This is a genomic window from Variovorax sp. Sphag1AA (assembly GCF_014192575.1).
GTDB lineage: Bacteria > Pseudomonadota > Gammaproteobacteria > Burkholderiales > Burkholderiaceae_C > Variovorax.
This window is the reverse complement of the sequence record NZ_JACHYC010000008.1, coordinates 276,465-289,050: the sequence shown is the minus strand read 5'-3', so window position 1 is coordinate 289,050 and position 12,586 is coordinate 276,465. Positions and strand designations below refer to the sequence as shown.

11 protein-coding genes are annotated in these 12,586 nt (G+C 67.3%); 2 read left to right on the top strand and 9 right to left on the bottom strand.

The genetic code is table 11. From position 1 onward, the window contains the following. The first annotated feature begins 70 nt into the window (after positions 1-70). Positions 71-1,627, top strand: a complete 1,557-nt coding sequence (locus FHW64_RS29385; protein WP_184531931.1) for a long-chain-fatty-acid--CoA ligase — start codon at positions 71-73, stop codon at positions 1,625-1,627. A gap of 18 nt (positions 1,628-1,645) precedes the next feature. Here the strand turns inward: FHW64_RS29385 and FHW64_RS29380 are convergent, their stop codons facing one another. Both FHW64_RS29380 and FHW64_RS29375 read right to left on the bottom strand, forming a co-directional pair. After that, entirely contained in the window at positions 1,646-2,239 is a 594-nt protein-coding gene (locus tag FHW64_RS29380) for a hypothetical protein (RefSeq protein ID WP_184531929.1), read from the bottom strand. Then, complete coding sequence (locus FHW64_RS29375; RefSeq protein WP_184531927.1) at positions 2,239-3,678, bottom strand: carotenoid oxygenase family protein; 1,440 nt, start codon at positions 3,676-3,678, stop codon at positions 2,239-2,241. The genes FHW64_RS29380 and FHW64_RS29375 overlap by 1 nt, the downstream gene beginning before the upstream one ends. A 125-nt stretch (positions 3,679-3,803) precedes the next feature. On the opposite strand from FHW64_RS29375, the gene FHW64_RS29370 reads away from it, so the two are divergent. Then, complete coding sequence (locus tag FHW64_RS29370) at positions 3,804-4,478, top strand: TetR-like C-terminal domain-containing protein (protein ID WP_184531925.1); 675 nt, start codon at positions 3,804-3,806, stop codon at positions 4,476-4,478. A gap of 19 nt (positions 4,479-4,497) precedes the next feature. On the opposite strand, the gene FHW64_RS29365 is transcribed toward FHW64_RS29370, so the two are convergent. From FHW64_RS29365 to FHW64_RS29335, 7 genes are all read right to left on the bottom strand, one after another. Further along, entirely contained in the window at positions 4,498-5,832 is a 1,335-nt protein-coding gene (locus tag FHW64_RS29365; RefSeq protein ID WP_184531923.1) for a hypothetical protein, read from the bottom strand. Positions 5,833-5,940: 108 nt separating this feature from the next. After that, complete coding sequence (locus tag FHW64_RS29360) at positions 5,941-7,713, bottom strand: hybrid sensor histidine kinase/response regulator (protein WP_184531922.1); 1,773 nt, start codon at positions 7,711-7,713, stop codon at positions 5,941-5,943. Positions 7,714-7,729: 16 nt separating this feature from the next. After that, complete coding sequence (locus tag FHW64_RS29355; protein ID WP_260306456.1) at positions 7,730-8,380, bottom strand: response regulator transcription factor; 651 nt, start codon at positions 8,378-8,380, stop codon at positions 7,730-7,732. Between the two features lie 85 nt (positions 8,381-8,465). After that, on the bottom strand, positions 8,466-9,215 hold the full coding sequence (locus tag FHW64_RS29350; RefSeq protein WP_184531920.1) for an ABC transporter ATP-binding protein: 750 nt from the start codon (positions 9,213-9,215) through the stop codon (positions 8,466-8,468). A 14-nt stretch (positions 9,216-9,229) separates the two neighbouring features. Next, positions 9,230-10,270 (bottom strand): ABC transporter substrate-binding protein, encoded by a 1,041-nt coding sequence (locus FHW64_RS29345; RefSeq protein ID WP_184531918.1) that lies wholly within the window; start codon positions 10,268-10,270, stop codon positions 9,230-9,232. 48 nt (positions 10,271-10,318) lie between these two features. Then, positions 10,319-11,110, bottom strand: a complete 792-nt coding sequence (locus FHW64_RS29340; protein WP_221210541.1) for an ABC transporter permease — start codon at positions 11,108-11,110, stop codon at positions 10,319-10,321. After that, positions 11,100-12,512 carry an NtaA/DmoA family FMN-dependent monooxygenase gene (locus FHW64_RS29335; RefSeq protein ID WP_184531917.1) on the bottom strand — a complete coding sequence of 471 codons (1,413 nt, stop codon included), beginning with the start codon at positions 12,510-12,512 and terminating at the stop codon, positions 11,100-11,102. Before FHW64_RS29335 ends, FHW64_RS29340 begins: the two co-directional genes overlap by 11 nt. Positions 12,513-12,586: the final 74 nt, after the last annotated feature.

Here is a 12,586-nt window from a genome sequence, read left to right as displayed (position 1 = left end):
AGGGTCTGCAGAATCACGCAGCGCGCCAACGGACTGACGACTTGCCACTCACGCAAAACGAGGAGATTGCATGACCACGCTGACCGACTTCACCGCAGTCCTTGCCCATTGGGAGGCGCAGCGACCCGATGCGACGGCGATCACCTTCGGTGGAACGAGGCGGACCTGGCGCGAACTGGCTGCGCGAGTCCGCCAGAATGCCGCGGCCCAGCAGGCGGCGGGGCTGCGTCCCGGCGACCGGATCGCCGTGGTCGACTTCAACCATCCGTCGTGCCTCGAACTCACACTGGCCTGCGCGCAGGTCGGCACGGCCAACGCCATCGTCAATTTCAGGCTTGCGCCGCCCGAGATGGTCTATGTCATCAACGACGCACAGGCCCGCCTCCTCTTCGTCGGACCGGAGTTCGCAGGCGCTGTCGAACAGCTTCGCGCGCAACTGCCGACCGTCGAGCGAGTCATCCGCATCGGCGGCCCCGACGATGAATACGAGGCATGGCTTGCGGCACAAGAGCCCGACCCGAAGCCCTTTTCCCCCCAGCCCGACGACTGCTTCGTGCAGCTCTACACCTCGGGCACGACCGGCTTTCCGAAGGGCGCGATGCTCACGCATCGAGGCATGCTCGCGCACGCGCGCGATGTCGCGCTCGACCAGGAAATGGGCCCCGACGCAAAGGCCCAGGTCGCGATGCCGCTGTATCACGTCGGCGGTACGAGCTACTCGCTGGTGGTGATGAGCCAGGGTGCGCAGATCGCGATGCTGCGGCTACCCGATCCGGCGGCGGTGCTGGAGATGCTCGAAGCCGAGAAGATCACGCACACCTTCCTGGTACCCGCGCTCTTGGCCATGGTCAACAAAGTCCCAGGTGCCGCCGATCGCGACTATTCGGCCTTGAAGCGACTGTCCTATGGCGCCTCGCCGATGCCGCTGCCGGTGATGCGCGCCTCGCTCGCGCTTTTCCCCGGCGTGATGCAGCAGGTCTACGGCATGACCGAGGAATGTGGCGTGGTGAGCGTGCTCGGTGTGGCGGACCACATGGACCCGTCGGTGGCCCACCGGCTGGTGTCGGCGGGCAAGGCGATCCACGGTGTGGAAATCAAGATCTGTGAGCCCGGCACCGGTGAGCCCGTGCCGACGGGGCAGCCCGGCGAGATCTGGATTCGAAGCGAGCAACGCATGGGTGGCTACTGGCACAAGCCTGAAGCGACGGCCGCTGCTTTCACGAGTGATGGCTGGCTGCGCTCAGGCGACGGTGGCCATATCGACGCAGACGGCTACCTCTACGTCACGGACCGCATCAAGGACATGATCATCAGCGGTGGGGAGAACATCTATCCGGCCGAGATCGAGCGGGTGCTGGTCGAGCATCCCAGCATCGACGACGTCGCCGTGATTGGCGTGCCGGACGAGAAGTGGGGCGAGGTCCCCAAGGCGGTGATCGTCGCCGTGCCCGACCGTGCCATCGACGCCGAAGAGATCCTTGCGTACTGCCGGGAGCGCCTGGCTCCATTCAAGTGCCCGAAGTCCGTCGACGTCGTTGCTGCGCTCCCGCGGAACCCGACCGGCAAGATCCTGAAGAAGGATCTGCGCAAGCCCTACTGGGAAGGGCGAGAGCGCCAGATCGTCTGAGGTCGGGGACGACGCGCGTCAGCGGCCCACGTTGGCGCCTCGAGTTGCCTGCGCGGTTTGTGCCGCGGCGGCCAGGCGCCGCTGCCGCTCCGGGTACCAGCCGGTGAACCAGATCGCAAAGGCCAACGCGCCCACCGACACGGCGATGCCGATCCACAGTGGCACCTCGGGCATGTGCGCCATCACATGGTCCGCAGCGGTGAGTATGAGGAAGGCCAGTGCCCATACGCCCGTCAGGATCTGGTTGAAGCGCAGGAACTGCGGCTTGGCGGCGATCTCAGGGCTGACGCGTTCGCGCGCATATTGCAGCGTGAAGGGCTGGCGGATCAGCATCGAGAAGGCCACGATGAGGAACAGGCCGCCGTCCACCCAGAAGCGCACTTCTGCAATGCCCCATGCACCGCCGCGTGACCAGGCAATGAGCGCCAGGCCGCCGAAGAGAAGGGCGGTGCCGACTTCGAGGATCTTGATGCTGCGCTTGTGCCGCACGACGTCGTTGAGCAACTGGGCGATCGCCACCAGTGCGGCTGCCGCGAGCGCAAGCATCACCGGAACGTTGCGAGAAAGTACTGCGAAGGCAATGAAGGGCGCGAAGGCCAGCAGGATCTGCATCAGTCGTCTCCAAGGTTGAGCGCGGCACCGGGGATCCAGCTGCCGTGAAAGCCGCCCGGCACACGGTGCGAGAGTTGCACGGTGGCCACCGGGCCCGATGCGATGTCCTGGGCGTCCAGTACCAGCAGATCGCTGCGGCCTTCCTGCATGCGCGCAGCGACGGCCAGCACCCAGCCTTCGCCTTCGGGAGCGTCGGCATCGCGCGGCACGAACACGGGCTCCGACAGCCGGTCGCCTTGCGGCACGTGGTAGACCGCGCGGCGCCCTTGAATCGTGTCGTGGTGTGCGACGCCGTCGTAGCTCGGCTGCGTGGCGCCTTCGCGCTGGCAGGCGTACCAGCCATGGCGGTGCGCGCGTCCGGTAAAGCGGTCGTCCATGCGCGGGAATTCGCCCAGCAGGTCGTCCAGCGGCTCCTGCCGGAAGGTGTTGCTCGTGCCGTCCAGGTCGAAAGTCCAGCGCACCAGGCGCGCCATCGAGCGCAGCGTATCGGTGGGGCGGCCATCGGCAAAGGGGAACAGCGGCGGTTGCTCGAACTGCAGCACGTCGGCCTTCAACAGACGGTGGCCTTGCGCGTCGCGCTCTTCCCACGCGTTCATGAAATGGAAGATGTAGCAAGCCTTGCCCTCGAACCAGCGGATGTCGCTGGCCGGTGCGTTGCGCGGCAGGATGCCTACGCGCGCCCCGAGCTCCGGCTCCCAGGCAAACGGCGGCCGGCCGCTGCTTGCGCGCTCCATGCTGCCTGTGAGGGGCAGAACCGGAAACACCATGTGGTGCTCGGTGATGGCGAAGTCGTGAACCATGCTGGAGAAGGGCGCGATGAACCGGTCGAAGCGCGTGACCTCGCCGGCGGCGTTCATGGTGCCGAAAGAGATGTCGGGCGTGAAGTAGCCACCGGCGCCATAGCCGAAGAACAGCATCTCGCCGGTGGCCGGGTCCACATGCGGATGCGCCGTGAACGGGCCCTTCAGCTTGCCGCCGAAGTCCGCGCTTCCCAGCGTTCGCAGCGTGGCGGCGTCGATCTCGATGGGCAGATGGGCCTCTTCCAGCGCGAAGAGCCGCCCGGCGTGGCCGATGACGTGCGTGTTGCCGGTGCCGTTGTCCTCGGCAGGCAGGGCAGGGTCTTCGGGGTTGATGGGGCGCCCTGCGGCGTTGTAGAGGCGGCGGCCGGCGGCATGCTCGGCCTGCCAGGCATTGGTGCGTATCCAGCGGTTGCGGTAGCTTGCCCGGCCTTCGTGCAGCGTGAACGCGTGCAGCATGCCGTCGCCGAAGAACAGGTGGGCGTTCTCCAACGGGAACTGGGGATTGGGCCCGGTGCGGTAGAGCGTCCCCTGGAGGCCCTCGGGCAGTTCGCCCAGCACCGGGAGGAAAGCGGCATCGGCCTCGAAGGAGATCGGGTTGAAGTAGCTGGAGCGCTTGGTCGGAGTGGGGGCGGAGCTCATGAGGATGGTCTCTCCAAACATATTGACAGCGTCAAGTTGAACGGATTGGACGCCCGATCGAGCGGCGAGTCAAGATAAATTTACAATGACAACATTTTTCGCAGCAAACGCATCCGAGCCCCTGAATGAGCAAGAACGTCGCCCCCAAGGCAGCCGCACGCCCCCGCGTCCGGAAGAAGTCCGAAGGGACGCCCTACCACCATGGCGCGCTGCATGCGGCCCTGCTCGCAGCCGCACAGGACATCCTGGAAAGCCAGGGCCTCGCAGCGCTCACCCTGCGTGCGGCAGCCCGCGCGGCTGGCGTATCGCATGCGGCGCCGAAGAATCACTTTGGCGACCTGACGGGCCTGTTGAGCGACCTCGCCGCAGTAGGCTTTCGCGAGTTCACTGAAGCGCTACGCGTCGCGGGCGAAGGGGCTGGCTCGCCGGAGCAACGCTTCGACGCCATCGGTGAAGCCTATGTGCGCTTCGCGCGCGAACGCACTGCGATGTTCCTGCTCATGTTCCGCAGCGAGCGCCTGGACATGCAGAGGCCTCAACTGCGCGAGGCCGTGGAAGCATCGCGCGCCATGCTGGGTGGCGCCACGGCCCGGCGCATGGGGCGTGACCCCGCGCAGCCGCCCAATTCGGCCCAACTGGGGCGCATGGTGGGCGCGTGGTCACTGGTGCATGGCTTTGCCATGCTGCTGATCGATGGCCGGCTCGAGAAGGTGCTGTCGCAGCACGAAGGCGGGCCGGACTGGCAAGCGCTGCTTCGTGACGTGCTCACCCCGCCGGGGCGCGCAGGCACAGGGAACTGAACCTGCGAGCTTTAGGTGGTCATTGCGCCGGCGTGAGCTTGAAGATCTGGTTGCCGTTGGACGCGCCGACGTAGATGGTGCCGTCGGCGGCCACCGCCACGCCGATCGGAAAGTTGAACGTCAGCGCCGTGCCGGTGCTGTCGCGCAATGTGTTGATCTCGCCCGCAGGCGTGACCACGCGAGCCACGCCATCCCAGGCGTGCGTCAGGAACACGTTGTCGTGCGCATCCACCGTCACGCCGTAGGAATAGCCGAGCTTGGCCGACGAGGCGGCCGTGCCGTCAACCACACCAGCGCCCGCGTTGCCGTTGGCGCAATCGCCCAGCAGCGTGCTCACCTTGGCGCTGGCCACGTCGATCTTGCGCAGGCATGGGCTGTCGGTGTCTGTGTCGTAGAGCGTGCTTCCGTCGCGGCTGATCGCCAGGCCCTGCGGCCGAGCGAACTCTGCGGCCGTTCCGACGCCATCGAGGTACGCCTGCACGCCATCACCAGAGAACGTGCTCGCAGTGCCATCGGCCGCGACTTTGCGCACGCGCTTGTTCTCCAGGTCGGCGACGAACAGATTGCCCGTGGCGTCCACAGCGATGCCGGCCGGGGTGTTGAACAACGGCGTGGCCGGGCTGTCGGCGTAGCCGCTGGTGCCGCTGCCCACCCAGGTGCTGAAGGTCGTCGCGCCGGCGGCGATCTTGTTGATGCGGTGCTGGTCACTCACGTACAGGGTTCCATCGGCCGCCAGTGCCAGGCCGAACGGCGCGTTCATGGTCAGCCCCGGGGTCACTTCGGCGCCGCTGCCGCTGGCCGTGTCGATCTTGTAGATCGAACCGTTGCCACCCATCGCCACGTAGAGGTTCGTGCCGCTTGCATCCAGCGCGAGTTGATAGGGGTGGCTGTAGGTCACCCCCGTCGTTGCCAATGCAGTGGCGACCCAGGGCTTGATGGTCAGCGTGGCCGCATTGCTTGTCACGCTGCCGCCGGCGCCCGTCACTCGCACGCGCAGTTGCTGGCCGCTATCGGACACCTGGTTGGCGGCTGTGGTGTAGCTGTCGTGAGTGGCGTCGGCGATGTCGACCCAGTTGGCGCCGCCATCAACGCTGCGCTGCCACTGATAGGCCGTCGCCCCTGTGGCCTGAACCGCCAGCGTGGCGGGCAGGCCCTGGCCGATGGTGGCGGCGGCCGGCTGCTTGGCGATGGTCGGCGCGGTGGCGGCGCTGCTTTGCGTGGACGGTGAAGCCTGAGACCCTTGTGCAGTGGATGAGGATGCAGGCGATGACACGGGGAAGTAGCCGCTGTTCCCACCGCCGCAAGCCGCCAGCGTCAGGTTGAGTGCAATCAAGGCGGGACGACTGATCTTCATGTTGGAGCCTCCTTTGTCCATGTGAATGAGAAGGCTCCAAAGGTAGGTGAAGCGACCCGCGTGGGCCAGTGCCGAAAGTCATCCTCGCGTGGCGCGAGACAACGGCAATCAGGAGAGCGTGTGCGCGTGTGCCTGGTCGCGCAACGTAAGCGCGGCAAGGGCCTGCAGCAGCCTGTCGGCAGCCACCGGCTTGAACAGCACGCGCAGGCCCGAGTCGTGCATCTGCTGTTGCCGCTGCGGCGCTGTTTCGCCGGTGATCAACAGCACGGGCAGGCCGGGGCCGAAGCGCGTGCGCAACCGCTGCGCGGCGGCCAATCCGTCGGCGCCGTCGGCCAGCCGCACATCGCACAGCAGCGCTTCGATGGATGCACCGCCTTGCGTGGACTGCACCAGCACCGCTTCTGCTTCGGCTTCGCTGGCCACTGCGTGAACAGCCACGCCGTGGGCCTGCAGCAACTCGGTCACGGCCTGGCGGATCGCTGTTTCATCATCTATCACCAGCACGCGTCGCGGCAAAGGCAACGCACTGCCTGAGTGTGCCGCGGCCGGCAGGGCGCCGAGGGCCGACACGGCCGGCAGCACCAGACGAAAGCGGCTGCCGCGACCCGGACGCGAATGCACATGCAGTGGATGCGCCAGCAGGCGCGACAGCCGCTGCACGATGGACAGGCCGATGCCCAGCCCCTGCGCGCGGTCGCGGCCCGGATTTCCGATCTGATAGAACTCGTCGAAGATGTGACCGAGGTGCTCGTTCGCCATGCCGATGCCGGTGTCGTGCACGTCGATCCATACCAGCGAGCCACGCGTACGCGCGGCGACGACCACGCCGCCGCGTGGCGTGTACTTGAGCGCGTTGTCCACCAGGTTGGACAGCAGGCGCTGCAGCAGCCGCGGATCGCTCAGCACCCAGCATGGCGTGGCGCGCAGCCGCAGTTGCAGGTCCCGGTCGGCGGCCTGTGCCGCGAACACATGGTTGAGCGAGAGGAACAGCGGATTGAGCGCCACCGGCTGGATCTCCGACGTCACTTCGCCTGCGTCGAGGCGCGAGATGTCCAGCAGCGTATCGAGCGACTGGCCGAGTGCGCCGACCGCATCCATCAGTCGCGCAGCGTGTTGTCCTTCTTCGCGGCCCTGCAGCTCCTTCTCGAGCACGGCACCGAACAGTGCGATGGCGTGGAGAGGTTGGCGCAGGTCGTGGCTTGCTGCGGCAAGAAAACGCGTCTTCTCCTCGCTGGCACGCTGGGTGGCGGCAATCTGTCGGCTCAGTTGCTCGGCCAGTGCCTCTTTTTCGAAGCGCATGGTCAGCGACGCGGTCAGCAGCCGGTGATGCTGCAGCGCGAACGTGATGATGACGCCCATGTACAGCAGGCAGCCGACGGCCAGGAACAGGTGCGTGCTGTCGCCGCGCCAGGCCAGCGCCACGGTCAGGCTGCTCATGCTTGGCACGATGAAGCGCGGGATGTTGCGCTTGAGAACGGCCAGCGACAGGGCACCGCCGGCACACCAGCCCATCATCATGACGATCAGCATGACCCACGGACCGAGTTGCCGCCCGGGGGGAATGCAGAGCCAGGGCGCCAACGCCCAGACGCTGGAGCGCAGCAGGACGTTGCGAGCGTTGAAACGTGCCCAGTACTCGGGGTGGTCCGCCGCATCGGGACTGCGCTGATAGCGCCGGTAGGCGCGCCGCAGGGTCAGCGCCAGATGCAGCGCCATCCACAGCAGCACTTGCCAGCGCCACGTTGCGAAGAATAGGCCGATGCCCAGCGCCTGTGCGGTGAGGAGGTCCGCGAGATAGGCCGCCGGCGCGCTGGCGTGGACCGCTGCCACCTGCTCGCGCAGCACGCGCTGGGCCAACTCGGGCGGCGGCGCGTCACTCATCGTGGCTGACGGTGACTCATCTCAAGCCGCTGATCAGTTGGGCTCGCGAGCGCATGCCGAACAGCAGCAGCAGGGTGGACACATGGTTCTTCACCGTGCCCTCGCTCAAGTGCGACAGCTGCGCGATCTCCTTGTTCGACTTGCCGGCCAGCAGCCAGTCGAGGATCTCCACCTGGCGCGGGGTCAGTTGCTGCGCGGACGTTGCAGCCGCCGCACGGTCGTTGGCCGGGGCTTCGGGCGTCCACGCCGGCGGCCCATCCGGCGACCCGGCCAGGTCGTGGTCGCGCACGTAGCGCAGTACCTCGCCCAGATGGCCGGACTTGTGCAGGAAGGCCTGCGCGCCCAGCGTCAGCGCACCTTGCATCAACGCGGGGCTGCCCGTGCCCGAGAGCACGATCACGCGCGAGTGTGGAAAGGCTCGCCTGAAGCGCACCAGGGCGTCGAGGCCCTGGGCATCGGGCAGGTCGAGATCGAGCAATACGAGGTGAAGGGACGCGGCATGGACAGCGTAGAGCTCCAGCGCGTCGGCCAGGCTGCGTGCTTCGTACACCGGCATGCTGCCGCTCTGGGCTTGCAGCAGCGCGCGCAGGCCCAGACGCACCAGATCGTGGTCGTCCACCACCAGGATGCCCGGCGTGGCATGCGGCAGAGGTGTGACAGCAGCCATGGCGGCCATCTTAGGCGGACGGCCGGGGGGCTGGGAAGTGACCAAAGTCATGGGGCCCCAGTCTTGCGGGGCGTGGACTAAGTCTTCACTGCTGCCGCGCATTGATCGCGCGATAGACCTCCGCCTCGATCTCGATGAGCGCCTTCTGGCCGCGCTCGCGAGGCCGCCCGACCGTGATGTCGAAGATCTGGTGGATGCGGCCCGGCCGCGGCGACAGCAGCACCACGCGGTCGGCCAGGAACACCGCCTCGCCGACGTCATGCGTCACGAACACGATGGTGCGCCGTTCGCGCTCCCACAGGCGCAAAAGGTCCTCCTGCAGCGCGACGCGCGTCAGGTGATCGACGGCGCCGAAGGGTTCGTCCATCAGCAGCACCTCGGGTTCGTTGGCAAGCGCACGCGCAATGCCCGCGCGCTGCCGCATGCCGCCCGAGAGCTGGTGTGGATAGGCATCCTCGAAGCCGGCCAGCCCCACGCGGGCGAGGCTTGCGACTGCGCGCGCGCGGCGTTCGCGGCGACGGAGGCCGCGCAACTCGGGCCCGAACCCGACGTTCTCCGCGATCGTGCGCCACGGCATCAGCGCCGGGTCCTGAAACACGAGGCCCCTGCGCGGATCGGTGCCCTGGATCGGCCGTCCATCGAAAAGCGCCTTGCCGCTGCTCGGCCGTTCGAGCCCGGCGAGGATGTCGAGCAGCGTGCTCTTGCCGCAGCCGCTCGCACCAAGCAGGCAGACGAACTCGCCAGCGCGCACCCGCAGGTCGACGCCCTGCAGTGCGGTGACTGGCGTCGGTCCGTCGAAGACCTTGCCCAGCGACTCGAGAACGAAATCGGCCATCGATGGAACGGAGCTCAGGGCTTCGGTGGCTTGGGGATGAACGCGAGGTTCACGAACTTCGCGGCGTCGTAGATCTCCTTCTGGAAACCCAGTGCCTGCTGGATCTGCTGCGTCTCGCGGATCTCGTCGAGCGACACCGTCGGGTCGTTGGCCCAGATCGGCAGTTCGCGCTGCACCGCGGCGTCGGCGACCTTCGGGTCGACGCCGAGCCGCTTGGCATAGAAGGCCTTGTACTCGTCGAGGTTCGCCTTCGCGTATTCGTTCGAGCGGAAGTAGGCACGCAGGAACTTCTCGACAACCTGCGGCGAGTTGGCAATGAACTGGTTGTTCGCGACGATCACGCCGGTGTGAAAGCGCGGCAGGTAGTCGTAGCCCGCCGCGAGCACCTTGCCCTTGCCGGTCTGCTCGGCGAGCGATGCGAAAGGCTCGTGGATGATCGTGGCGCTGACCGACCCGTTCTCGACCGTCGCAAGTGCCGCCGCGTTGACCCCGTTGGCAACGAAGGAGACGCTGTCGAGTGGCACGCCTTCCTTCGAAAGGATCGTGCGCGCATACACGTCGAGCCCGGTGCCGAACGCGGCAGAGCCGACTGTCTTGCCCTTGAGCGCCGCAACCGACGGCACATCCGGCGCACCGACGAGATAGAACGGCCCGACGTGCCGGAACATCGACGCGACGATCGTGAGCGGTGCGCCCTTGCCCGCCGCGACGATCGCGCCGGTGGTGTTCCAGTCGGCCACATCGATGTCACCGCTCGCGAGGCCCGCGACCGCGTCCTGCGTGGTGATGAATTCGAGCGCGAGTCCTTCGTCCTTGAAGAAGCCCTTCTCGATGCCGAGCTGCACGCCGAGGCCGGTGACGCCCGGATAGCCCGCATAGCGCACCTTCTGCGCTGCCGCTTCGGCTGCCGGGGCCGGCGCCGCGGCGACGCGAGGTTCAGGCTCCTGGCGCGAGCACGCCGCGAGGAGCGCCACGCCGATCGCCAGCGCGGCGAGGCTCGCGCGACGCAACCCGTGCGCGCGCGGAATGGGAGTGAGCGAAAAGAGAGAGGTCATGGATCGATCCGAAAGGAGAACGAAAGAACGCGAAGGGCGCGCGGCGATTCAGGCGGCCCGCCAGCGCAGGAAAACCATCCGCTCGAGCAGATCGAGCGCGGCGATCATCGCCACCGCGAGCAGCGTGACCAGCGCGATCAGCGCGAAGGTCTCGGCGGTATCGAGTGAGGCGGTGGAGCGCGTGATCAGGTTGCCGAGGCCTTCCTTGGACGACAGCATCTCGGCGAACAGCGCGCCGAGCAGCCCCACCGAGGCCGAGACACGCAGCGCGGCAAAGATGGTTGGCATCGCCGAAGGCAGGATCACCTTGAACACCGTCTGCAGCGTGCTCGCCCGAAAGGCCCGGGCCACCTTGAGATGCTCGCGCCGCGTCTGCTTGATGCCTGCGACCGTGCTGTAGACGATCTGGAACACCGCGAAGAGGAAGACGATCGCGACCTTGTGCGTGAAGCCGATGCCCAGCCAGAGCGCCAGCAGCGGCACGATGGCCACCTTGGGCACCGACATCAGCGCGCCGATGAAAGGATGCGCGAAGCGCTCCGCCGACGGCACGAGCACGAGCAGCACACCGAGGCCGATCCCGCCGAAGACCGCCGCCGCATAGCCCACCGCGAACTCGGCCAGCGTGACCGCTGTGTGATGCAGCAGGCGGCCCTGCGCGAGCAGCGGCCCGAAGCTCTCGACGATCGCCGTTGGCGCGGGCAGATAGAGCGCGTTGACCGTGTTGGAGCGCACGGCCCATTCCCAGGCCAGCAGCAGTACGAGCACGGTCAGCCCCTGCGCCAGCGGGATGGCTGGCAGAGCGCGGAGGCGCCGCGCTGGCACCGCCTCAGACGACACGATGATGCGTCTCGGTGATGCGGCCGTGCTCGGCCTGCGCGGCTGCACCGGTGCCCTCAAAGCGGCTCGCAGGTCGCGCGCCTATGCCGAAGTGCGCGCCGAAGGTGTCGCCTTCGTAGTCTTCGCGGAACAGCCCGCGTGCGCGCAGGATCGGCAGCACCAGCCCGATGAAGTCGTCGAGCCCGCCCGGCAGGTGCGGCGGGCAGACGTTGAAACCATCGGCTGCGCCGTTCTCGAACCAGTGCTGGATGGTGTCCGCGACTTCCTCGGCGCTGCCGATGGCCAGGAAGTGACCTCGGCCGCGTGCGATCGAATATTCGAAGACATGGCGAACCGTCGGCCGGTCCGTCCGATTGAGCTTGCGCGCCTGCGTGATGAAGAGCCGCGCGAGCGCGAACGAGGCATCGGTCTCGTCGAAGGCTGGGAAAGGGTCGTCGCCGCCGAGGCCGGTGAGCGGGATGTGCAGGTCCCGCTCGAGCGCCGCGATGTCGAGCTTTGCTGCGATCAACCCGCTGAGCCGCTGGTAGAGCGCATAGGCCTCGTCGCTGGTGCGGCCGACGTAGGGCACGAGGCCGGGCAGGATCGAGACGTCCTCGGCGCGGCGGCCGTTGGCGATCGCGCCGGCCTTGATCTCCGCATAGAAGGACTGGGCCGCCTCGAAGGTCGGCACGCCCGCGAAGACCACGGTGGACCGCGCGGCGCCGAATGCGCGCGAACGTGCGGAGGTGCCGGCGTTGACGAGCGGGATCTGCCCCTGCGGTGGCCGCGCGACGTTGAGCGGCCCCTTGACCTGGAAGAAATTCCCCTCGTGCTCGATCGTGTGCAGCTTGCGCGGATCGACGAGCAACCCGGCCTCCTGGTCGCCGATCAGTGCGTCGTCCTCCCACGAATCCCAGAGCTTCGAGACCACCTCGACCAGTTCTTCGGCGTAATCGTAGCGGCGACTGTTTTCCCAATGGTGGTCGCGGCCGAAGTTCTTCGCGGCGCGTTCGTCGGCCCCGGTCACGACGTTCCATGCCAGTCGCCCGCGACTCAGGTGGTCGAGCGAGGCGGTCTGGCGTGCGATGTGATAGGGGTCGGCGTAGGTCGTGTTCGCGGTCGCGATGAGGCCGATGCGCTGCGTCTGCGCGGCCACGTAGCCCATCATCGTGAAAGGCTCGAGCCGTACCGTCTGCGACGGAAACACGTACTGCTGCTCGGCGCTGGTCGCGAGCGCATCGCCGAGGAAGAAGAAGTCGAACTTGGCGTCCTCGGCCTTGCGCGCGATCGACGCGATGAACGCCGGATCATGCGAAGCCTGCGGGCTCACGCCCGGAAGGCGCCACGCGCCCGGGTGATAGCCGATGGAGAACAGGAAGATGCCGAAGTGAAGCTGGCGCGCAGGAGAAGGGTCGATGGGCATCCGGGAGACAGGCAGACGAGGCGGTGAAGACGAGGCGCCTAGTCTGGCCGCAAGCGTGGTTTCCCGAAACTCGA

Excerpts from the sequence above, each read along its gene's own strand:
- FHW64_RS29385 (WP_184531931.1), top strand. The coding sequence starts at position 71 with ATGACCACGCTGACCGACTTCACCGCAGTCCTTGCCCATTGGGAGGCG.
- FHW64_RS29380 (WP_184531929.1), bottom strand. The coding sequence starts at position 2,239 with ATGCAGATCCTGCTGGCCTTCGCGCCCTTCATTGCCTTCGCAGTACTT.
- FHW64_RS29375 (WP_184531927.1), bottom strand. The coding sequence starts at position 3,678 with ATGAGCTCCGCCCCCACTCCGACCAAGCGCTCCAGCTACTTCAACCCG.
- FHW64_RS29370 (WP_184531925.1), top strand. The coding sequence starts at position 3,804 with ATGAGCAAGAACGTCGCCCCCAAGGCAGCCGCACGCCCCCGCGTCCGG.
- FHW64_RS29365 (WP_184531923.1), bottom strand. The coding sequence starts at position 5,832 with ATGAAGATCAGTCGTCCCGCCTTGATTGCACTCAACCTGACGCTGGCG.
- FHW64_RS29360 (WP_184531922.1), bottom strand. The coding sequence starts at position 7,713 with ATGAGTGACGCGCCGCCGCCCGAGTTGGCCCAGCGCGTGCTGCGCGAG.
- FHW64_RS29355 (WP_260306456.1), bottom strand. The coding sequence starts at position 8,380 with ATGGCTGCTGTCACACCTCTGCCGCATGCCACGCCGGGCATCCTGGTG.
- FHW64_RS29350 (WP_184531920.1), bottom strand. The coding sequence starts at position 9,215 with ATGGCCGATTTCGTTCTCGAGTCGCTGGGCAAGGTCTTCGACGGACCG.
- FHW64_RS29345 (WP_184531918.1), bottom strand. The coding sequence starts at position 10,270 with ATGACCTCTCTCTTTTCGCTCACTCCCATTCCGCGCGCGCACGGGTTG.
- FHW64_RS29335 (WP_184531917.1), bottom strand. The coding sequence starts at position 12,512 with ATGCCCATCGACCCTTCTCCTGCGCGCCAGCTTCACTTCGGCATCTTC.